The organism is Geobacillus sp. JS12, from assembly GCF_001592395.1.
In the GTDB taxonomy this organism is placed as follows: Bacteria; Bacillota; Bacilli; order Bacillales; family Anoxybacillaceae; genus Geobacillus; species Geobacillus zalihae.
In genome coordinates this window covers 2,393,754-2,416,072 of record NZ_CP014749.1, presented here as the reverse complement: position 1 = coordinate 2,416,072, position 22,319 = coordinate 2,393,754, and the positions used below count along the sequence as shown (strand labels likewise).

Genomic DNA, 22,319 nt, shown 5'->3' with positions numbered 1-22,319 from the left:
GTGATATCCTTTCAACCGTCGAAAGAAGAACAGGCGTTTTTTCAAGTTGCCCGCAGCCTAGCCGTTGAGAAAATTCGGCCGGTCGCAAGAGAGTGTGAAAAACATCGAACGGTTTCAGTTGATGTGAGCGAACGGGTGGATGAGCTCGGCTTGTCAACGCTCGAGCTTCCGGAATCGTGGGGAGGCTTGGAACTGCCGCTTCTGTCGCAATCGATCATCTGGCAAGCGCTCAGCTATGGCGATTTAGGCGTCATTCAAGGGCTTCCGGGGGCCGGGGAGGCGTCTTCCCTCTTTCGTCTGTCTCCCGAGCACCGCGTGTGGCACCGGTACCGGGAGATGGCGAAAGGCGGATGGCCGACTGTCGCCTGGATCGACGAAGCGGAACAAAAAGAACCGCTGAAGGAAGCGATTCGCGTGCGCCGGCGCGGCAGCGGATATATTGTGGACGGGGTGTCGTCTCCAGTCCGCTTGGCGTCGAAAGCCGACTGGGCGGTCATCGCCGCTAGGGACGAAGAAGAGGAAACGGTATTGCTCGCCTTTGATGAGCGAGTATGGGAGATCGAAGAAGGAGACATCAGGCTTGGGCTGCTGGCTGCCGGCATCGCTCGCCTTCGATTCGCAGAAGTGTACGCCGGTCCGGAACAACTCGTGGCCCGCGGCCCGGAAGCGGATGCATTGCTCAACCGCATGCGCGCCCGAAACCAAGTCATCGAAGCGGCGAAGGAAGTCGGCTTGATGGAGGCGGCGCTTGATTACACCATTGAATACACTGCGGGAAGAAAGGCGTTCGGACAAGAGATCGCCAAGTTCCAAGGGGTGTCATTTACGATCGCCGAAATGGCGTTCGAATGCCGCGGGGCGAAACTGCTTGTATGGCAAGCGGCCGCTGCAGTTGACCGAGGGATGAACAGGCGGGCGGCTACGCCTGGAGCGCGTTGTCGCGAGCTCATCGTTCCCTGCGCTATGTCACCGATCAGGCCGTGCAAATGCTCGGCGGGCACGGGTACGTGCAAGAATACCCGGCTGAAAAATGGATGCGCGACGCCCAGGCGCAAGTGATGCTGTACGGCCGGGAAACGGATTGGCTCATCCGCCGCGGCGAACAGCTGCTGGGCAAACGGAAAGAGAGGGTGGCGCCATGATTTCCTTTGAATTCTCACCGCAGCAAAAACAAATCAAAGAACTCGTCCATTGGTTTGCTAAACATGAAGTGCGCCCGATCGCGCTGGAGGCCGACCGGCTCGGGCGGGTGCCGGACGAATGGCTGCAAAAAGTCAACAAAATGGGCATCCAGCTGAATGCGTCTTCGTTTGGCGGAGGGCGTGCTTCGGCTGATTCGGAAAAGAAAAAGGAGAAAAAAGAGCGCGAAGGCAACCGCGTGGCCGTCATCGCCGCTGAGGAGCTCGCGTGGGGATGCCCAGGCATCGCCCTTTCCCTTCCCGGCCCTGGCTTAGGCGGTCCGCCGATTCAATCGAGCGGCACGCCCGAGCAAAAGCAGCGGTTTTTGTCCATTTTCACGAAGGAGGAGCCGCGCTGGGGAGCTTACGCCTTGACGGAACCGGAAGCCGGCTCGGACGCGTCCGGCATCCGCACGACGGCGAAAAAAGTGGACGGCGGCTATCTGTTAAACGGGCAAAAAATTTTCATCACCAACGGCGCCCGCGCTTCGTGGGTTGTCGTATTCGCCACGGTTGATCCGAAGTTGGGCCGCGCCGGGCACCGGGCGTTTGTCGTCGAAAAAGGGACGCCGGGATTTGTCGCGACCCGCACCGTCCATAAGATGGGTTTGCGCGCCAATGAAACGGCGGAGCTCTTGTTTGAAGACTGCTTTGTTCCTGATGAAAATTTGCTTGGCGGTGAAGAGCTGTACAGCGCAAACGAAAATCGCCCGTCCGGCTTCCAAGTGGCGATGAAAACGTTTGACAGCACGAGGCCGATCGTCGCGGCCATGGCCGTCGGCATCGCCCGCGCCGCCTATGAATATACGCTTGACATCGTTCGCAGCGAGTACCCGAAACAAGGACGGTTGTACTATGAAGCAGCCGCCCTGCTTGCCGAGGCGGAGCAAGAGATTGATGTTGCTCGCCTGTTGACGTGGGAAGCGGCGTGGAAAGCCGACATTGGCGAGCCGAATGCGATGGAAGCGGCTATCTGCAAGGCAGTGGCCGGGAAAATGGCGCTTCATGTATGCGCTATGTGCCTTGAACTGCTCGGGCCCGTCGGCCTTGACGGACATTTGGTCGAGAAATTGTACCGCGATGTGAAAGTGTTCGATATTTTCGAAGGCACGCAACAAATCCAACGCCTTGTCACCGCAAGGCGGTTGTATGCGCCATACGGGGTGCACGTATAGAAGAGCGAGGCGGCGACCCAAACATCTCCGCTCGCGGTGGAGAGCGATGATCATTTATGAAGTTGCCGGTTCGATCGAACGAAAGGGGAATTCCGATGCCTTATGAAACGCTGCGCATCGAGCGGCGAAACAAAGGAGTCGCTTGGGTGATGATCGACAACCCGCCGGCGAACGCCATTAGCGAGCGGTTAATGGAAGAATTGGAGAAAGCAGCCGATGAATTGGAAGCCGACCGCGGGGTGCGCGTTGTCGTCATCGCGTCGGCCCATCCGAAAACGTTTCTCGCCGGCGCTGATTTAAAGGATATGATTCAGCGAGGAACCCAGTTTGCCGGCAATGAAGCGGGCATCGCCGAACAAAGCGCCCGCATGCAGCGCTGCTTCGACCGATTCGCGACGATGCCGAAGCCGGTCATCGCGGCCATCAACGGCTACGCGCTCGGTGGCGGCTGCGAATTGGCGTTGGCTTGCGATTTCCGCATCATGGGCGGCGGCAAAATCGGCTTGACGGAAGTCTCGCTCGGCCTGATCCCTGGCGCGGGCGGCACGCAGCGGCTGACGCGCCTCGTCGGGCGGGCGAAAGCGACGGAACTCATTTTTCTTGCCAGACGGCTTAACCCGCAAGAAGCGCTCGAACTCGGCCTCATTCATCGCATCACGCCCCCGGAGCGGTTGGAAGAAGAGGCGGCGGCGTTTGCCGAGCAGCTGTCAGAAGGGCCGTGAGGGCGATGGGGCTTGCCAAGCGGGCCATCTATGCGGCCGAGGGGCTTCCAGAGGATGGATTTGGCATCGAAGCGGCATCATTTGCGGCCACGTTTAAGACAGGAGAGCCGGCGATTGGGCTGGCGGCGTTTTTCCAAAAGAAACAACCGCAATTTTTACGTTAAACGGAGGGATCACCGATGTCGTCATGGGCGGAACTGCTGAAAGGAAAAGTGGCGGTCGTCACCGGCGCTTCACGTGGGCTTGGGCGCGCCGACGCCTTGGCGCTTGCCGAGGCGGGGGCCGACGTCGTCATCACCGACATTTTGCTTGAATCGGATGAAGAAAGCAAACAGACGGCGCAAAAGTACGGGCCGCTCTCACAAGTCATGCAAAGCACGAAAGTCGTGTATGCCGAAAAGACGGCGGACGAAATCCGCGCCATGGGGCGACGGGCGCTGGCGATCAAAATGGACGTCACTGACCGCGAGCAGGTGAAGGAGGTGTTCGCCCGCGTCAAAGAAGAGTTTGGTTCCATTGATATTTTGGTCAACAACGCCGGCACGCTCGACCACGTTTCGCAAATCGAAAAGCAAAACGACGAGTTTTGGGAGCGCGATTTGCGGGTGAACTTGACCGGCACGTACAACTGCACGAAAGCGGTATGGCCGTATATGAAAGAGCAAGGATGGGGGCGGATCATCAACATGTCGTCCGTCGCCGGAACGCTTGGCGGCTTTGGCCAGGCGAGCTATTCGGCGACGAAAGGGGCGGTGCTGAGTTTTACGAAAAGCATGGCGCTTGAAGGGGCGCGCTACGGCATTACGGTCAACGCCATCGTGCCGGGCATCATCAACACGGAAGCGTTTCGCATGGGCAACCCGAAAATGAATGAGCGCATGATCCAGCGCACCGCGTTCCGCCGTCCGGGCGAGCCGGAAGACGTCGCCAATGCCATCGTGTTCCTTTGTTCCGATAAAGCGAAGTACATTACGGGGATTGGGTTGAATGTTTCAGGCGGCATCGAATTGTTTACGTTTTGACGAAACGGACGCCGCGCTTCGGGGCGTGCTGAAGGAAGTTCGATGTTCAGACAGAAAAGGAGGAGCGGCATGAGGGAAGTGGTGATTGTTGACGCCGTGCGCACGGCGATCGGCAAGAAAAAAGGGGCGCTCTCAAGCGTCCATCCGGTCGATTTGCTTGTTCCGGTGCTGCGGGCGCTTGTTGACCGGAACGGGCTGGATGCCGGCCTGGTGGAAGATGTCATCGTCGGCTGTGTGACAATGACCGGAGAGCAAGGGGGCAACATCGCCCGCCAAGCGGTGCTCGCCGCCGGATTTCCGGTCGGAGTGCCGGCGTTTTCCTTAAACCGGATGTGCGGCTCGAGCCAACAGGCGATTCATAGCGCGGCGCAGGCGATTTTGGCCGGCGACATCGACATCGCCATCGCCGCCGGGGTCGAAAGCATGACGCGCGTTCCGATGGGAAGCGACATGGGGCGGTTCAGCCGCCAGCTGACAAGTCGGTACAACATCGTGCCGCAAGGGATTTCTGCGGAGATGATCGCGAAAAAATGGGGGTGTCTCGGGAAGAGCTTGATGCGTTTTCCTTGCAAAGCCATGAAAAGGCGGCGGCGGCAACCGACCGTGGGATGTTTGAGCGGGAAATCATTCCGCTTGACGTGCCGGGCGAGGAGGGGACGGTGTCCTTCACCCGCGACGAAGGGATTCGGCGCGACACGTCGCTTGAAAAGCTGGCGGCGCTCAAGCCGTCGTTCCAGCCGAAAGATGGCGTCATTACGGCCGGCAACTCGAGTCAAGTGAGCGACGGCGCGGCCGGCGTGCTGCTCATGTCGGCAGAAAAGGCGGCAGCGCTTGGCTTGCGGCCTAGAGCCCGCATCGTCGCCCGCACGGTCGTCGGCGAAGATCCGATTTTGATGTTGACCGGCGTCATTCCCGCGACGCGCCGCGTGCTCGACAAAGCCGGGCTGCGTTTGGATGACATCGATGTGATCGAAATCAATGAAGCGTTCGCTTCCGTCGTCAAGGCGTGGGAGCGGGAGCTCGGGCCGGATATGGCAAAAGTCAATCCGCGCGGCGGGGCGATTGCCCTCGGCCATCCGCTCGGCGCGAGCGGCGCCCGGTTGATGACGACGCTGCTCCATGAGCTTGAGGACATGGACGGGAAATACGGATTGCAAGTGATGTGCATCGGCTTTGGCATGGCGACCGCCACCATTATTGAACGGCTGTAAAGCGGAGAGGAGGGAAGCCGTTTGCACGCGTCGATCGAAACGGCCAAACCAAAACCGGCCCGCGACTGGGCGGCGATTGGCGCGGCCATTGAAGAGGAGCTAGCCGCCATTACGGCGGGAAAACGACGGCGGAAAATCATCGCTGTGCTTGTCAAAAACGGGCTCGGCATGGTGCTGGGCGACGCCATCGCCCATAGGCTGCGGGGAAAGGGAGGGGACAACGACTATTGGCGCCATGTCGGCCGAAGGCTGCGCCTGGCGTTTGAGGAGCTCGGCCCGACGTTCATCAAGCTCGGGCAAGTGCTCGTCACCAGGCAAGATTTACTGCCGGAGCCGGTGACACTCGAGCTTGAGAAGCTGCTCGACCGGGTGCCGCCGATCGAGTTTGCCAAAATTCAATACATTCTCGAACGCGAGCTGTCCGACGGCCTCGAGACGTTTGAGTGGATCGACGAAACGCCCCTCGGTTCAGCGTCGCTCGCTCAAGTATACAAAGCGAAGCTGAAAGACGGTCCGGTCGTCGCTGTGAAAGTGGTGCGCCCGACGGTCGAAAAGCTGTTTCAAACCGATATCGCCATTATCAAAAAAATGGCCGCCCGCCTGCAAAAGCGGCTGCCGCCCGAGCTGCAGGCCGCCCTCGATCTTGGGGGCTCGTGCAAGATTATTACAGCAGCGCCATGGATGAGCTCGACATGACGGAAGAAGCAAGAAAAATGCAAGAAATGAAGCAAAAGTACGAAAGGAGGGCTGAACATGTCACGGTTCCGCACGTGTACGACGCGACGAAAAGCGTCTTAATTATGGAATATATCGACGGCTGGCTCATCAAAGATTTCCCTGTCGACTTTCTCACTTTCGAAGAGCGGGTCAACATTATGATTGACCTCGTCCACCATTACGTGCAGACGATGCTTGACGGCCATTACCATGCCGATGCCCACGGTTCCAACATTATGATTGACAAACGGACGAAAAAAGCGGTCATCATCGACTGGGGGATGACCGGGCGGATGGACAGCGTGATGGCGCAAATTTTAATGCGCGTCATTTTGCACATCCAGCTCAACCAGGCGGAAGACGCCGCCGAGGTGTTTATGGAGCTCATGTCGCCGACTGTGTACACCGATGTCGTCAAGTTGAAAGACGAGCTGCGGACGTTGACGCTCAATTACGTCAACGCTCACCAAGGCAGCAGCCGCTACAACTACGGCCGCCTCGTCCTTGAAGCGACGGCGATCGGGCTCCGCAACTACTGCAAAGTCCCGAACGGCTTGGCGCTTTGGGCGAAAGGATTTTCCGCCACCGAAGGGACGGCGCGCTGGATTTGCCCGGAAATTTCGTACGGCGAAGTCGTTGAGGCGTATGAAATTCCGATTTTAAAAAGCATCCTTGGAAAGCGCTTTAATTTTCGCGCCAACGCGAGTCTTGTCGCGGAAACGGCGGAAATGATCGCCACCTTCCCGCGCCGGTTCAACAAAGTGTTGGAGACGATGGCCGAAAACAAATGGCGCATGACCGTGCAAGTCCAAACCGATCCGGTGACGCGCAATACGCTCAACCAAATCGCCAACCGGCTGGCGCTTTCCATCATCGCGTTTGCCATCATTATGGCCACCGGGTTTATTGTCGCCAGCATCCCGGGCGGAACGTTTCTCGGCATGGAGAAAACGACGATCGCCAACATCGGGTTGGCCGCTTCTGTCATCTTGGTCGTTTTCCTTGGCTGGCGGCTGTTCCGGACGCGCAAACAGCGGCCGCGATTTTAAAGAGGGAGGAAGGAACATGCGCGAGGAACAAGAAGAGCTGACGATGTCAAAGCGCATCGAGGCGTTTTACCGGCAAAGCGGCGGGCCGGGAAGCCCGACCATTCGCCGGTTGCTCGATAAGCATTTGCTGTATGGGAAAGACCACGGCCTGCCGGGGAAAAAGGAAGAGTTTGAGGATGTCATCCGCGATGTGTTTTTGCAAGACCATTCGACCCGGCCGCTCGTCATCGGCCTTTTCAAGCTGAAAGAAACGCTCAAGCAGGAATGGGACGCCTATTTGGATGCATTGCGGGGCCGCGGCATCCGTGAAGAGGAGGCGGATATGGCCGGCAAGCGAGTGTAATGGGCGGATGGAAAAGGAGGGAACGACATGGCAAAAGCCGCAGTATTGCACCGCTACGGGGAGCCGCTTTTCATCGAGGAAGTGGAAGTGGCAGCCCCGAAGCGCGGGGAAGTGAAAGTGAAACTGAAAGCAGCCGGCCTATGCCATAGCGATTGGCACGTCATCGACGGAACGCTCCCGCTGCCGCTGCCGATCGTGCTTGGTCATGAAGGGGCGGGCATCGTCGAAGAGGTCGGGGAGGGCGTGACGAGCGTGAAACGCGGCGACCACGTCGTCTTAAATTGGGTGCCGGCTTGCGGCCGCTGCCGCTACTGCCAAATGGGGCGGCGAGATTTGTGCGAGGAGGCGGCAAGGCTGACGGCGACCGGGACCATGCCCGACGGGACGACGCGCTTTTCTTGGCAAGGGAAGCCAGTGTATCAGTTTTTAACAACCGGCGCGTTCAGTGAATATACCGTTGTGCCTGAGCAGGCCGTCATTCCGATTCGCCGCGACGTGCCGTTTGAAGTGGCCGCCTTGATCGGCTGCAGCGTCATCACCGGCGTCGGCGCCGCCATTCACACGGCCAAGGTGAGCCCGGGCAGCACGGTCGCGGTGATCGGCGCCGGCGGCGTCGGATTCAATATCATTCAAGGAGCCGCGTTAGCGGGGGCGAAACAAATTATAGCCATTGATGTCGTCGATGAAAAATTGGCGATGACGAAAACGTTCGGGGCGACGCACACCGTCAACGCCCGCGAGGACGATGCCGTCAGCGCCGTGCTCGACTTGACCGACGGCATCGGCGTCGACTATGCGTTTGAAGCGATCGGCCGCCCGGAGACGATGGCCGACGCATACAACATGACGCGAAAAGCGGGAACGACGGTCATCGTCGGCATCGCCGCGCCGCATGAAACGGTGGAGATCAACGCCTTTTCGCTGCCGTCCCAATCCAAAACGTTGACCGGTTCGTGGCTTGGCCAAGGCAATCCGCCGGTTGACTACCCGAAGCTGCTTGATTTGTACGCGGCGGGCAAGCTGAAGCTCGAACCGCTCATCAGCGCCGTCTATTCGCTCGACCAAATCAACGACGGATTCGCCGCCTTAAAGAGCGGGCAAAACATTCGCGGCATCATTCGCTTTGAAGAATGAGACGACAAGCCGCCCCGCGTGCGTTTGGGTGAACAAACAAGAGAAGCTGTTGGGCGGTCGGAAAGAGGGCGTTCCATCCGCCCTTGGACGAAAACGGGAAGGCCGGTGTTTGGACGGGCAAACAAGGGGATCGAAAAAAACGTGGAACGATCGAGACGAGAGGGGGATTGACATGCCGGTGTTTCAAAGCGAGCAGGAAGTATACGACGTTCTCGGCCGCTTTTTTGAACGCGTGGCCGAAACGGAAGAGTCAAAAGAATTGATTGCGGCGACGGAGCTCGGGCCCGGATATGACGCGTTTGTCCAATACATTTTCCATAAGCCGGAAGCGAAAATTACATGGGCGCAGGAAAACGGGAAATTGAAAATTGTCTGCGGCGAAACAGCGCTGCGCCCGGAGCTCATTTTTGAGCAGACGGCGGATGTCGGGCATAAATTTTGGCTCGGGAAGCTCGATTTGCAGCAGGCGCTCGCCCGCCAGCAAATCAAAGTGCAAGGGCCGCTTGTGAACGCCTTGAAAGTATTGCCGCAGCTTGACGCCATTTACCCGGCGTACCGCGAATATTTGCAGGAAATCGGACGGAGCGACTTGTTGCTATAGCAGGCGAGCTTGGGAATGCATGGCGGGATGTCGCCAGGGGGCGCTGTAAGCACTTGAAAACGCGCTGTCTCCATCGGCTTTGCGCCCGATATAGCGGTTGGGAAAGGAGAAACGACGATGATTTCTATGAAAACAACAGAAGCTGGTTTATGGATTGGAGGAGAATGGCGGCCGGCGGCGGATGGCGCGATGTTTGACGTCATCGACCCGGCGACAGGCCAAGTGACGGCCCGTGTGGCCAACGCCGGGGAAAAAGATGTCGACGCAGCGGTCGCCATCGCCGAAGAGGCGTTTTCGGACCGGCGTTGGCTGTCGATTCCCCCCTTGAACGCGGGCGCATCTTGCGGCGCATCGCCGAACTGATCCGCCAGCACCACTACGAACTGGCGCAACTCATGACGCGGGAAAACGGCATGCCGATCAATCTAGCGTTGTTTGTTGAAATTCCGCTTGCCGCCGACTGCTTCGACTTTTTCGCCTCGCTCGTCGTCAAGCCGCAAGGGGAGGTGCTGCCGTTTTCCGTCGCCGGCTCGGCGCCGGATTATATGGCGTGGACGGTGAAGGAGCCGATCGGGGTGGCGGGGCTCATCACCCCGTGGAATTTTCCGCTCCTCATGCCATCATGGAAAATCGCCCCGGCACTCGCCGCCGGCTGCACGATGGTGTTAAAACCGGCGCCGGAAACGCCGCTGACGGCGCTGAAGCTCGCCGAGCTTTGCCATGAGGCCGGCGTGCCGGAAGGCGTCATCAACGTCCTGCCCGGGCTCGACGAAGCGGGAAAAGCGCTCGTCCGTCATCCGGGCGTGCCGAAAATCGCGTTTACCGGCGAGACGGCGACCGGCCGCCATATTTTGCAAGCGGCCGCGTCGCACATCAAACGGGTGACGCTCGAGCTCGGCGGCAAGTCGCCGAACATCATCTTTGCCGACGCCGACTTGGAACAGGCGGCGAAAAGCGCGCTGTTTGGCGTGTTCTACAACTCCGGGCAAGTGTGCCAAGCGGGAAGCCGCATTTTAGTCGAACGGCCGGTTTACGAAACGTTTGTCGAGCTGTTGGCCAGCAAAGCGAAAAAGCTGAAAGTCGGGCCCGGGACGAACCCGCGCAGCGACCTTGGCCCCGTCATCAGCCGGGAGCAATACGAGAAAGTGTTGCGCTACATTGACATCGGCAAGCAGGAAGGAGCGAAGCTCGTTGCGGGAGGGAGCGCTTTAGATGGGCTTGGCGGCGGCTATTTCATTGAACCGACCGTCTTTGCCGATGTATCGCCATCGATGTGCATTGCCCGTGAAGAAATTTTCGGGCCGGTCGCCGCTGTCATTCCGTTTCAAGATGAAGAGGAAGCCGCCTCCATTGCCAACGATACGATTTACGGCTTGGCGGCGGCGGTTTGGACGAATGACATCAAGCGGGCGCTCCGTCTTGCCCGGCGGGTGAAAAGCGGAACGGTGTGGCTCAACACGTACCAAGTGCTGTCACCGACCGCGCCGTTTGGCGGGTACAAGCAAAGCGGCCTCGGGAGAGAGCTTGGCATGCAGGCGCTCGACGCCTATCTCGAGACGAAAACGGTTATTTGCGACTTGAATGACCGGCCGATGACGTTGTTTTAACAGGCGGGGAAGGCGCTCTTTTGTGGAGGGAGCACGTGCCTGCTTTCAGAGGACATTCGGTGAAAGATGAACCGATTCCAGCGCAGCGGAACGATAGAAGGAGGGAATAGGATGGTCCATCATGACGGTTTTCAAACGGTGAAAGCGACGATCGATTGGGAACATCCGATGTTTAAGTTGTATGAAAAAGCGAAACGAAACGGGAAATGGAATCCGGCTGACATCGACTTCAGCCAAGATCAGAAAGATTTTGCCAACTTGACGAGCGAAGAAAAAATTTCCGCGCTGCCGCTTGTTGCCGGTTTCTCGGCCGGCGAAGAGGCGGTGACGCTCGACATTTTGCCGATGGCCCACGCCCTCGCGCGCCAAGGGCGGCTGGAGGATGTCTTGTTTTTGACGACGTTTATGCATGATGAAGCGAAACATGTCGAGATGTTTTCCCGCTGGCAGCAGGCGGTCGGCATCGGGCAAATGGATTTGTCCGTCTTCCATAACGATGATTACAAACGCATCTTTTATGAAGCGCTGCCGGAAGCGATGAACCGTCTGTACACCGACGACTCGCCGGAAGCGGTCATCCGCGCCGCCACCGTCTACAACATGATCGTCGAAGGGACGCTTGCCGAATCAGGCTATTACACGTTCCGACAAATTTATAAAAAAGCCGGGCTGTTCCCTGGCCTTTTGCAAGGGATCGATTACTTGAACATGGATGAAGGCCGCCATATCCAATTCGGCCTTTATACGATCCAGCGGCTCGTCAATGAAAATGAGCGGTATTACGAGTTATTTATCCAGTATATGGATGAATTATGGCCGCATGTCATCGGCTATGTCGCCTATTTGACCGAGCTCGGAAAGCGCCAGCAGCAGCTCGCCCGCACATATGCGCTCGAGATCGACTATGATTTGTTGAATCGATATGTGGTGAAACAGTTCAACCTCCGCAAAAAGCAAATCAGCCGCACGAAGCGCGTCGACGTCGTTGAGGAGCTCGAAAAAACGGCTGCTGAGTCATGAGCGGACGGGCGGGTGGCCCCCTCCCCCCGCCCGCATCTAGAAAAGGTCGGTGATTTGGAGAAAATGCACCAGCAAGGAGCAGCTTGGTCAACAGCTCTTTCGTGCATTCGAGGACCCATCTTTTTGAAGAAAACGCGGCTTTTCACCAATCTTCTAAAAAAACAGGGGAGAAAGCGTCTCATCCAGTATTTTCCGGCTTGGCGCGAAATAGGTGCGAGGGAGGGCGCAGCCGGTTTGTGCGGCATGTGGGCAAGACCGCTGCTGCCTTCAAGGGGAGCAAGGTATTTATTTTGGGGGAATAGGGATGAATCAAAGCTTGTCGGATGAAGGAACACAAAGGGGGCATGAAAAAATGGGGAGCTTGTTTGCGGTCAATCCAAAACGATTTGCGATTGCGGGGGGAGCTGGGTTCCTCGCCGTCATCGCCTTGGTTGCCATGTTGCTTCTGTCAGGGACGGCGTTTGCGGCGTTTCCGCTGTCAGGGGTTGGGGGATTTACGATCAGCGCTGATAAAATTACGGGAACCGGGTTTAAACTGTATCCCGCCATCGGTGAAACCGAACAAAGAGGGGCTTGGGGACAGGCCGCCGTCGACTTGGCGTCGGCGAACATCACCAATTTGGTGCTGACGAAAAACATCAACACCGAATCGGCTCTCGGCGCTTACGGCATTAAAAGCATCGATGTTGTCGTTACCGGCGGCAATGTGAGCGGGCAAAATTTAAAATTGCGCGTCACCGGCATTCAAGCGGACAGCACGTCATTTGCCGGCTTGGAGACGCAAGAGCATAAAACCGACAACCCGCTCAATGTTATCGATTTGAGCGCGCCGAGCTTGACTCTTGACAAACCGAGCTTGAACACGCATTACATGTCGGCTGGGTCGATCACGATTCCGAACATGAAGTTGAAAGTGATCGCCAACATGAAGGACGGAAGCCGTGTCGGCGACTTTTAATCCGGTCTGATCATCATTTGAATGAGAGCGGTTCATCTCCTATTCCTCCCAAAATGAATTGGATGATCTGTGATCTTGTTCCTTGTGTCGAAAGTTGCATCAACTGTGGATCAAAGGGGTGACGGAAAGAGGGACGGCGGAGTGTTCAGCTTGTCCGCTGCTGTCACTTGCCGAGAGAGAAGATGAAAACGGGTAAAGGGAGGCAAGACCATGGGAAAGATGTTCGAGATTGGGCAAATTGCGGTCATAGGGGCGCTGACGGGCGCGTTTATCGGCGGAATCGTGCTCCAAGGAGGGATTGAAGGAGCGCTGTGGGGTGGACTGGCGCTGGCCGCTGTTCTCGCGGCGGCCGTTTGGCCGCTTCTCGAACGCCCAACTGCTTTGATGCGAGCGAAATATGGAGCGGCGGCTTTTTTGCCCGGCATGCTTGTTGGCGGGAGTCAATGGCTGTCGATCGGGGTTGTTGGGGCAGCGGTGGGAGGGGCGGCGAGCAGCGCGCTGGCTGCTTTTGTTGCCTCTCGCCTCATCGTGCGCCAGGAAGAACAAGGCCGTTATATCCGCACGCGTTTTCATTACGTGTGGCTGTTTTTTGGTGGATCCCTCGTGACGTTTTTCGCTTTAAACGCCCTGTTTGTCGCTGAGAGGGCGGCGCCGTGGCAAACATGGGCGCGATCGATTCCGATGGCCGTTCAGTCCTCCATCGTTCTTGCCTTCGTGTTGCTTGGATATATGATTTGCATCGGCTGGCAAAAGAGAAAGACCGAGACATGGCGGCAAGCGCGGTCGGCTGCCCGCCGGGCGGGGGGAGCGCTGCTGGTTGGAGGGTTGCTGCTTATCGCCGCCGCTTCGATGTTCCATTATGGCCTTTGGTCTGTTCACGATGCAGCCCGCTTTGTCGGGCCGCTGTTGTCGTATGCCTTAGGTTGGATGCTGCCGTGCGCCGTCGGGCTTTTGCTTGCTAAAAACCGCTATCGTCCTGTGTTAGGATCGGTGCTCGGGATGATTGGCGCGATATTCGTCTTGATCGTTGGCATTAGCGTGTTTCCGATGTTGCTGCTTCCTGGAAGCGGGCTGATGTGGGCTGGGCTGGTCACGGGGCTGGTGATGATCGTTTTGTCCATTTTAAGCATGATCAAACCGCAAAGCCATGTCACCATCGGCAGCTTTCTTATTCTTGCTTCCATTCTGTCTTTCGTCGGTGCAGCAGGAGGTCTGATCATCGGAGGGGTGATCGGGCTTTTAGGAGGTGCGCTTGTGGTCGGATGGAGCGGGAAACAGGAAGAAAAAACAAGCAGTGATTCTTCTCCCCCCGCCTCTCCGATCCCGCCGCATTCGCCAACGATGACAGGATAAAGGAGGAACCCAATGAAATCCATCAAATGGCTCAAAATGTCGTTTCTTGCGTTGCTGCTTCTCCTCTGCTTGCCGCTTGGCGGTTCGCGTTCACTCGCTGCAGGGGAGGAACAAGGATTTGTCATTCATGCTGATAAAGTCGTCGGCATCCTCGATTTAGGGGGCATTATCCTTGGTTCGCCGAAAGTGATCGTCGGCAAGCTTCCGATTGCGTTCATCCAAGCAGACATCAGCGGATTGTCAATGGAACGGGCCATCGACACGCCGCAAGGAACCATCGTGCTGTCGATTCGCTCGGAAGGAACAGCGAGCGCCACTTGGATGAAGCTCGATGTGACGAAATTGAAGTTCGGGGGCCTTTGCTTGGATGGGTTTCCCATTAAGCAGTGCTTGAGAGACGTCACGTTGGTGGCGACGAAGATGACGGCCTCCCGTCTCTCCATCCCCGGCATGTCGCTGTCGGCCTCATTTTCTGGTGCAACTCTAGCGCAAGCGGAGCAAAGCGCACTCGAACAAACCGATCTCGCGCAAGAAGCGGAACGGCTCATCTGGCAGCTGGATGAACAAAAGCAAGGCGATAACAGCGCCGCCCGTATGGTTGAGACGCTGCAAGCAAACGTCCCAGCGTTGGAGAAGCGTGTCAAGGCGAGAACGGATAAATGGGGGACGCTCGCAGAAAAGCTGAACGCTGTTTCGGCTTCTCTCCAACAGCTTGAACGGGCCATGGCGGGCGGACAAACAGCTGGAAGCGAAGAAAGAGCGCAATATGAAGAAATCAAGGTTCGACTGCAGGAGTGGAACGAAATGATCGATCAACAAACGGCCGCCATCCGCCAAGATATCGAGAAATGGAAGGAACAAGACGCTCTATGGAAGAACGCAGTTTCGTATGCAACAGAAACGTTGAAGCTTGGAGAACAATCAAAAGCGATGAATCTTCTTTCGGCTTTGCGCTCGTCGCTTGATCGCGTCAAACAACAGCTTGACAAGCTGGAAACGGACGGAGCAGTTTGGCGCAAAACGGCGAACGAGCTTGAACAGCGGCTGAATGCAGTAGTTGAATGGTGGAAGTCCAAACCGGCTGCCGAAGCGAACAGCGCGGACGGACGTTCTCAGCCCCCGCTTCCTTCGCCGGGAGCAGATGAGGAAGGAAAACGGTAAAGACATAGAAGGTTGGTAATGATAGAAAAGAAATGCTCTTCTTGAACTGCGAAACTCTACAACGCTTTTTTCACTTGAAAGCGACAAGTTCGCGCAATGGTGGTTTTTTCACCAACCTTATAGAAAACAAGAGGGCAAGGCGTTTGGCTCCTTGCCCTGTTGGTATGGACCGATTTCAGCAAGAAGCGCGCATGCCGACGCTACGGTGAACTACCCACCACCTACGCTTCGCTTAGAGATGGGGGCTTCAAGCGACTTGTGTGTGTTCGCCGAACGGTAAGCCACACACAAGAACCCTTTACGCTTCCCTTCGTTCCGAAGGTGTCCGTTCTAGCCATATTCTATCCTATTCGTTGGCTAACGCCAACCGACATTCATCTCCCACTTTCACTTCGTTTCAAAGCGGGAGACTTCTTTCGGAAAGATGTTAAATGATTCCGTCGCGAATCGCTTTGACAATGGCTTCAGTCCTGTTTTTGGCGTTCATTTTTTGCAAAATGGCAGACACATAATCGCGCACCGTGTATTCGCTCAAATGGAGACGCTTTGCCGCCTCGTACGTAGACGCCCCTTCGGCGACGAGCTTCAGCACTTCGATTTCCCGCGGCGATAAATGCGGCGTCGGCTGAACAAGATCGGAACGCCCTCCGCTGCATTTGGCCAAAATCTCCCCCGCGCTTTGTCCGAATTTCATCACCGCCGTGTAAAGATCATTGGACAATTGAAAGGACGTCTTCGGACCGCAATCCAAAATGGCGGCGCCGATAAGCCGATTTTCCGACGGCGCGTAAATGGGAGCGATGACGATCGATTCCAGTTGAAACTGCTTGACGTATTTCATCGGCAATCCTTGCGCGGCATGGCGGACATAAATGGGCGGCACGTTCGTCATCTGGCGGCCGAGCAGCTGCAGCCGCTGGATGTATTGCTTAATGAACGGAAGGCTGTCGATGTGTTCGTGAATGCTTTTGATGTCATGATTGTTCAGTTGATAACCGTACAATCCGAATCCGCTTTCATGAGTGCTTGAATAGGCGAACAGGGCACATCGTTCAAACGGCAAGTAAGCGACAAATCCGGTTGAAATGTACTCGATCGCTTCGTTCAGCGATTTGGCCCGCATAATCCATTGGTCAAACAACAAGACGGCGTCTTTCCAAAGATGTTGCTCTTTTGTGCGAATGACGGCCTTCTGGGCGGCATGAGACTGTTCGAGAGCGTGAAGAAGAAACGGGATGACGAGTTGTTCTTCCCCTTCTGCGCAAACGAGCAAAAGATCGCTCCCCATGGGAGCGGAATCAATCGCATTCCGCCCGCGTCCATGCGGGAAAGAATGCGTTCACATAAAGCGAAAATCGTCTCTCCATACATCGCGCCTTCTGTGAGCGCATCGGCCGCGCTTCCATGCCATTTGGCGACGATGAATCCACCGTCCGCTGTTCTTGCCAGCTGGGCGATCCAGGCGATCGGCAGCTGCTTGGATGAAACGATTTGCGAAAGAAACTGCTCCAAATCGAATTCGGGGCAGCCAGAAGCATTGACGGACTCATGAAGCTTCGAAAAAACGTACTGAATGGCTTGATGAACGCGAAATTCCACAACACCGTCCGATTGAATGGCTTCGTGAACCGCGTTTTCCATCATCGATAAAATGGCGGTGGACTGGTTGGGTGACAGCCCGCCGTTTCGCTTTTCCCACTCGCGGCGAAATGACGCCAGCCATTCATCGATATCATTCATGGGATCAAGCCATTGCGAAGAGAACACGTCAACGGCAAGCCGCAAAGGCTGGGCCGCGGCATGCTGCTTGTCCTCCAGTTCGCGGCATTTGCCCAGCCAAGCGGATAAAATGTCGTCGCGGTGTTTCCGAATCATCTCCCATCCTTCTTTCAAAATGGCGTCCAATCGGATTGACAAGCGCAAGTCCATTCGTTTTCCCTCCTTAAGTTTTTTTCTTGTTTTTTGTCCAAACGATATCATTGCTTCCGTTTCGTGTATCGATCGTTCCATACAATTGGGCGTCATGGGCGTCGGATGTTGGTTGATGCCGGGAGAGAAAAACGAGTGCAAAGATGTTGGGAACAAGAGAAACCGGTTGCGGAAAGTCCTATGATCATCGTGGTGATATATATTAATAATATTATAACAATTCTGTCTATTATGATACAAATGGTTTGCGAACCGTATTTCCATTGTGTACGATAGAGATAAAGAAACGAAAGGGGATCATAAACGGATGAGCACGACCGAACATAAACAAGAAGCCCCCAAACCGTCCGTTGCAAAGTCATCACCGTCAGCGACACGAGAACGGAGGAAACCGACCGAAGCGGCCGGCTGATGATCGAGCTGCTCACGGAAACCGGGCATGAGGTTGTCGGCTATGAGATCGTCAAAGACGAAGCGGACGCCATTCGCGAGGCAGTGCTTGACGGCTGCCGCCGCGCCGATGTCGATGCCGTGCTCACGAACGGCGGCACCGGCATCGCCAAGCGCGACGTGACGATCGAAACGGTCGGTGCGCTGCTTGAGAAAGAACTCGTCGGCTTTGGCGAGCTGTTCCGCTTCTTGAGCTACACCGAAGACATCGGCCCGGCCGCCATGCTGTCGCGCGCCGTCGCCGGCGTGGCGATGGACACCGCCGTCTTTTGCACTCCCGGCTCCACCGGCGCTGTGCGCCTCGCGATGACGAAGCTCATTTTGCCGGAGCTTGGGCATGTCGTGAGGGAGATTCGGAAGGATAGGGCGCCGCGTTGACGAAAAGAGAACATAAGCGAAAAAGAGGATGCCCGCTGCGGGCATCCTCTTTCATTCATCAAGCCTTGATGCATTTTTCCCGCTCTTGATTGCGCAGGATGAACCGCTGGATTTTGCCGCTCGGCGTTTTCGGCAGTTCGGCGACAAATTCGACTTCGCGCGGGTATTCATGTTTGGATAAGCGCGTTTTGACGAACAAGGACAGCTCGTCGGCCAGCTCGTCCGACGGCGCAAAGCCTTCTCTGAGCACGACAAACGCTTTGACGATTTCCCCTTTGACGGGATCCGGCTTCCCGACGGCGGCTGCTTCGACGACAGCCGGATGCTCAAGGAGGCAGCTTTCGATTTCAAACGGCCCGATGCGGTAGCCGGCGCTCGAGATGATGTCGTCCGCCCGTCCTTGGAACCAGAAATACCCGTCTTCGTCTTTTGTCGCCAAATCGCCGGTCAAAAACCAAGGGCCAACAAGCCGCTCGGCGGTTTTTTCAGGGTCTTTCCAATACCCCTTAAAGACGTTCGGGATCGAGTCGGTGTTAAAGGCAATTTGTCCGACTTCGCCGTCGGCGACTGGGGTTCCATTCTCATCGAGCAGGGCCACGTCAAAGCCCGGCAGCGGCCATCCCATCGATCCGGGCCGGATGTCCATCTTGGCGGCGTTGAAGTTTCCGATCAGCATCAACGTTTCCGACAAGCCATAATGGTCGTGGATCGTGACGCCCACGTGCTCTTGGAAAAAGCGGATGACTTCCGGATTGAGCGGCTCGCCCGCCGAGCTCATGGCGCGCACGTTCAGTTGATAGCGGCGAATGACGTCCGCGCCGGCCGCCGCCATCGCCCGATACGCGGTCGGGGCGTACGCGAAATTGGTCACCCGGTATTTTTCCATCAAGGAATAGCACGTTTCCGGCTTAAACGGCCCTTCGTAAAAGACGATCGGCACGCCAAAGGCCATCGGCGCAAAGGTGCAAAAGACGAGCCCGTACGCCCAGCCCGGATCCGCCCCGCCGAAAAAGACATCGTCATCGCGCAGGCCGATCGCATAGCGCATATACGGATAAAGGAGGTGGTCGCGAAAGCCGCGGCAAGGGCGGCGGGGCGACATGGCCGTAGAAAAAAGAGACGGCCGGTTTCGTCAGCGTATTTTGCGTTTTACCGCCGCTTCCTTTTCAAAGGAAACATGGGGACTGACCCGATACCAAATCCATAAATCATTCACGATCGAAGCGAGTTCGGCGATGTCAGCATTGAGCCGGCAGGAGCGCTCAAAATCATGTTCTTCGCCAAGCGCGTCTTGCTTTTTGTTGATTTCCCGCTCCAGGGCGGCGATGCGGTCGGGGATCATGCCGCGGATTGTTTCCCATTCCAGTAAAATCGCCTCTTGTTCGTTTGGGCTGTAGTCCTCCCAAGGCTTGTCCAGATGCGGCACGCGGATGCCGAGCCGCTTGTCGTCGATGAAGATGCCGTTCATTCTTGCCGCCTCCTTTTTTTCTATTATACGAAACATTTCCGCATATCGGTGAGGAATTTTTATTCTTTTTATTGAATAAGTATTGAAAAATCACGGGAAAGCTGATAAAGTGATAATGTGTTCAATTTGAATATTTATTTATATTTAAGTATATTTATGTGACAGGAGAGGAGAACGACCATGGCAAATCCAAAATTGGTGTTGGCCTACTCGGGCGGTTTAGATACATCGGTGGCGATCAAATGGCTTCAGGAGCGCGGGTATGATGTGATCGCGTGCTGCTTGGACCTTGGGGAAGGAAAAGACCTTGATTTCGTGAAAGAAAAAGCGCTCAAAGTCGGCGCGATCAAATCGTACGTCATCGACGTCAAAGACGAGTTTGCGAACGAGTATGCGCTCATCGCTCTGCAGGCGAACGCCCTGTATGAAGGGAAATATCCGCTCGTCTCGGCGCTGTCGCGTCCGCTCATCGCGAAAAAACTCGTTGAAATCGCCGAGCTCGAAGGCGCGGTGGCGGTCGCCCACGGCTGCACGGGGAAAGGGAACGACCAAGTGCGCTTTGAAGTGTCGATCAAAGCGCTCAATCCGGACTTGGACGTCATCGCCCCGGTGCGCGAGTGGAGCTGGTCGCGCGAGGAAGAAATCGAATACGCGAAACAGCACGGCATTCCGATTCCGGTCGACCTGGACAGCCCGTTTTCGATCGACCAAAACTTGTGGGGCCGCAGCAACGAGTGCGGCATTTTGGAAGACCCGTGGGCGGCTCCGCCGGAAGAGGCGTATGAGCTGACGGCTTCGCTTGAGAACGCGCCGGATGTGCCGGATGTCATCGAGATCGGCTTTGAACAAGGCGTGCCGGTGACGTTAAACGGCAAGGCGTATCCGCTTGCGCAGCTCATTTTGGAGCTGAACGCGTTGGCCGGCAAGCATGGCGTCGGTCGCATCGACCACGTCGAAAACCGCCTTGTCGGCATCAAGTCGCGCGAAGTGTACGAATGCCCAGGGGCGATCACGCTCATCAAAGCGCATAAAGAGCTGGAAGACTTGACATTGGTGCGGGAAGTTGCGCATTTCAAACCGATCATCGAGCAAAAAATCGCCGAAGTCATTTACAACGGTCTTTGGTTCTCACCGCTGAAAGACGCGCTCGTCGCGTTTTTGAAAGAAACGCAGAAAAACGTCACCGGCGTCGTGCGCGTAAAGCTGTTTAAAGGTCATGCGATCATCGAAGGGCGCAAATCGCCGTTCTCGCTTTATGATGAAAAACTGGCGACATATACGTCAGAAGACGAGTTTGACCATCAAGCGGCGGTCGGGTTCATCACGCTGTACGGCCTGCCGACGAAAGTCAACAGCATCGTCAACAAGCAACACAAAGCGTCGGTATCGGCCGGCCAATAAGGAAAAGGAAGGAGGAAGTCGCATTCCTCTGCGGCGAGATTCGTGAAAAAGCTTTGGGGCGGACGGTTTACGAAAACAGCGGAAGAATGGGTCGACGAGTTTGGCGCGTCGATCCCATTCGACCAAGAGCTCGTTGAAGAAGACATTGAAGGCAGCCTTGCCCATGTGACGATGCTTGGCGAATGCGGCATTTTGCCGGCGGAAGATGTCGAGAAGATCAAGAGCGGACTCCTGCGGCTGCTCGAAAAAGCGAAGCGGGGGGAACTCGAGTTTTCCGTCGCGTATGAAGACATTCATTTAAACATTGAAAAAATGTTGATCGACGACATCGGCCCGGTCGGCGGCAAGCTGCACACCGGACGGAGCCGGAACGACCAAGTGGCGACCGATATGCATTTATACTTGCGCAAGCGCGTTGAAGAGATTCTTGGCCTCATCCGCGGGCTGCAGCGGGCGCTTGTCGCTCAAGCCGAAAAGCATGTCGAAACGATCATGCCCGGATATACGCATTTGCAGCGGGCGCAGCCGATTTCGTTCGCCCACCATCTGCTGGCTTATTTTTGGATGCTCGAGCGCGATTATGAGCGGTTTTCCGAGTCGCAAAAGCGCATCAACCGCTCGCCGCTCGGCGCCGGGGCGCTCGCCGGGACGACGTTTCCGATCGACCGGCATCGGACGGCGGAGCTTTTGGGCTTTGCCGATATTTACGAAAACAGCCTCGATGCGGTGAGCGACCGCGATTTCATCATCGAGTTTTTAAGCAACAGTTCGATGCTCATGATGCACCTGTCGCGGCTCGCTGAAGAGCTCATCCTTTGGTCGAGCCAAGAGTTTCAGTTCATTGAGCTCGATGATGCGTTTGCGACCGGCAGCAGCATCATGCCGCAAAAGAAAAACCCGGACATGGCCGAGCTCATCCGCGGCAAAACCGGCCGCGTGTACGGCCATTTGATGGCGCTTCTCACGGTGATGAAAGGGCTGCCGCTCGCCTACAACAAGGACATGCAAGAAGATAAAGAAGGCATGTTTGATACAGTAAAGACGGTCGTCGGGTCGCTGAAAATTTTCACCGGAATGATTGAAACGATGAACGTGCGCACAGACGTCATGGAGCGGGCGACGAAGCAGGACTTTTCCAACGCGACCGAGCTTGCCGATTACTTGGCGGCGAAAGGCGTCCCGTTCCGCGAGGCGCATGAGGTCGTCGGCAAGCTCGTCTTGCATTGCATCGAACAAGGCGTCTTTTTGGCCGATTTGCCGCTTGACGTGTACAAAGAAGCGTCGCCGCTTTTTGAGGAAGACATTTATGACGCCTTGCACCCGCGCACGGCCGTCAACCGCCGCAACAGCGCCGGCGGCACCGGTTTTGCCGAAGTGCGGGCGGCGCTTGAAAAAGCGAAAGAAAAGCTAAACACCCCGTAACGGCGGGGTGTTCTTTTTTG

16 protein-coding genes and 6 pseudogenes are annotated in these 22,319 nt (G+C 56.4%); 18 read left to right on the top strand and 4 right to left on the bottom strand.

The genetic code is table 11. The features are described 5' to 3' along the window. From A0V43_RS11815 to A0V43_RS11745, 15 genes and pseudogenes are all read left to right on the top strand, one after another. Positions 1–1,142: pseudogene (locus A0V43_RS11815) on the top strand (acyl-CoA dehydrogenase family protein). Then, positions 1,139–2,353 (top strand): acyl-CoA dehydrogenase family protein, encoded by a 1,215-nt coding sequence (locus tag A0V43_RS11810; RefSeq protein ID WP_015375621.1) that lies wholly within the window; start codon positions 1,139–1,141, stop codon positions 2,351–2,353. The pseudogene A0V43_RS11815 and the gene A0V43_RS11810 overlap by 4 nt, the downstream one beginning before the upstream one ends. A gap of 95 nt (positions 2,354–2,448) precedes the next feature. Continuing rightward, positions 2,449–3,239, top strand: a pseudogene (locus A0V43_RS11805) (enoyl-CoA hydratase/isomerase family protein). A gap of 15 nt (positions 3,240–3,254) precedes the next feature. Beyond that, positions 3,255–4,097: an SDR family NAD(P)-dependent oxidoreductase gene (locus tag A0V43_RS11800; protein ID WP_063193149.1), complete on the top strand. Its 843-nt coding sequence runs from the start codon at positions 3,255–3,257 to the stop codon at positions 4,095–4,097. Between the two features lie 69 nt (positions 4,098–4,166). Next, positions 4,167–5,308, top strand: a pseudogene (locus A0V43_RS11795) (thiolase family protein). Between the two features lie 21 nt (positions 5,309–5,329). After that, complete coding sequence (locus A0V43_RS20720) at positions 5,330–6,004, top strand: AarF/UbiB family protein (protein WP_250637078.1); 675 nt, start codon at positions 5,330–5,332, stop codon at positions 6,002–6,004. Next, positions 5,962–7,074 (top strand): AarF/UbiB family protein, encoded by a 1,113-nt coding sequence (locus tag A0V43_RS11790; protein ID WP_250637077.1) that lies wholly within the window; start codon positions 5,962–5,964, stop codon positions 7,072–7,074. The genes A0V43_RS20720 and A0V43_RS11790 overlap by 43 nt, the downstream gene beginning before the upstream one ends. A gap of 16 nt (positions 7,075–7,090) precedes the next feature. Then, entirely contained in the window at positions 7,091–7,417 is a 327-nt protein-coding gene (locus A0V43_RS11785; protein WP_015375617.1) for a hypothetical protein, read from the top strand. Positions 7,418–7,444: 27 nt separating this feature from the next. Then, entirely contained in the window at positions 7,445–8,551 is a 1,107-nt protein-coding gene (locus A0V43_RS11780; RefSeq protein ID WP_063193148.1) for a Zn-dependent alcohol dehydrogenase, read from the top strand. Positions 8,552–8,723: 172 nt separating this feature from the next. Next, the gene (locus tag A0V43_RS11775; protein ID WP_015375615.1) at positions 8,724–9,152 is read left to right on the top strand and encodes a hypothetical protein; all 429 of its coding nucleotides are present in this window, start codon (positions 8,724–8,726) and stop codon (positions 9,150–9,152) included. A 117-nt stretch (positions 9,153–9,269) separates the two neighbouring features. Beyond that, positions 9,270–10,759: pseudogene (locus A0V43_RS11770) on the top strand (aldehyde dehydrogenase family protein). Between the two features lie 111 nt (positions 10,760–10,870). After that, positions 10,871–11,779, top strand: a complete 909-nt coding sequence (locus A0V43_RS11765; RefSeq protein WP_063193147.1) for a R2-like ligand-binding oxidase — start codon at positions 10,871–10,873, stop codon at positions 11,777–11,779. Positions 11,780–12,083: 304 nt separating this feature from the next. After that, a complete protein-coding gene (locus tag A0V43_RS11755; RefSeq protein WP_236930806.1) occupies positions 12,084–12,737 on the top strand; it encodes a DUF6230 family protein in 654 nt (217 codons plus the stop codon). Between the two features lie 210 nt (positions 12,738–12,947). Further along, the gene (locus tag A0V43_RS11750) at positions 12,948–14,090 is read left to right on the top strand and encodes a DUF6114 domain-containing protein (RefSeq protein WP_015375611.1); all 1,143 of its coding nucleotides are present in this window, start codon (positions 12,948–12,950) and stop codon (positions 14,088–14,090) included. A 12-nt stretch (positions 14,091–14,102) separates the two neighbouring features. Further along, positions 14,103–15,251 carry a hypothetical protein gene (locus tag A0V43_RS11745; protein WP_063193145.1) on the top strand — a complete coding sequence of 383 codons (1,149 nt, stop codon included), beginning with the start codon at positions 14,103–14,105 and terminating at the stop codon, positions 15,249–15,251. A gap of 427 nt (positions 15,252–15,678) precedes the next feature. On the opposite strand, the gene A0V43_RS20485 is transcribed toward A0V43_RS11745, so the two are convergent. Both A0V43_RS20485 and A0V43_RS20480 read right to left on the bottom strand, forming a co-directional pair. After that, entirely contained in the window at positions 15,679–15,945 is a 267-nt protein-coding gene (locus tag A0V43_RS20485; protein ID WP_236687392.1) for a response regulator transcription factor, read from the bottom strand. A 410-nt stretch (positions 15,946–16,355) separates the two neighbouring features. Continuing rightward, complete coding sequence (locus A0V43_RS20480) at positions 16,356–17,180, bottom strand: hypothetical protein (protein ID WP_236930805.1); 825 nt, start codon at positions 17,178–17,180, stop codon at positions 16,356–16,358. Positions 17,181–17,487: 307 nt separating this feature from the next. On the opposite strand from A0V43_RS20480, the pseudogene A0V43_RS11735 reads away from it, so the two are divergent. After that, positions 17,488–18,008: pseudogene (locus A0V43_RS11735) on the top strand (MogA/MoaB family molybdenum cofactor biosynthesis protein). Positions 18,009–18,066: 58 nt separating this feature from the next. Here A0V43_RS11735 and A0V43_RS11730 read toward each other — a convergent pair. Both A0V43_RS11730 and A0V43_RS11725 read right to left on the bottom strand, forming a co-directional pair. Next, positions 18,067–19,068, bottom strand: a pseudogene (locus A0V43_RS11730) (acyl-CoA synthetase); the annotation flags it as partial. Positions 19,069–19,140: 72 nt separating this feature from the next. Further along, on the bottom strand, positions 19,141–19,476 hold the full coding sequence (locus A0V43_RS11725) for a hypothetical protein (protein ID WP_063193144.1): 336 nt from the start codon (positions 19,474–19,476) through the stop codon (positions 19,141–19,143). A 180-nt stretch (positions 19,477–19,656) separates the two neighbouring features. Between A0V43_RS11725 and A0V43_RS11720 the strand changes: the two genes are divergently transcribed. After that, positions 19,657–20,877: an argininosuccinate synthase gene (locus A0V43_RS11720; protein ID WP_063193143.1), complete on the top strand. Its 1,221-nt coding sequence runs from the start codon at positions 19,657–19,659 to the stop codon at positions 20,875–20,877. A gap of 42 nt (positions 20,878–20,919) precedes the next feature. Beyond that, a complete protein-coding gene (gene argH, locus A0V43_RS11715; RefSeq protein WP_063193142.1) occupies positions 20,920–22,299 on the top strand; it encodes an argininosuccinate lyase in 1,380 nt (459 codons plus the stop codon). Positions 22,300–22,319 lie beyond the last annotated feature (20 nt).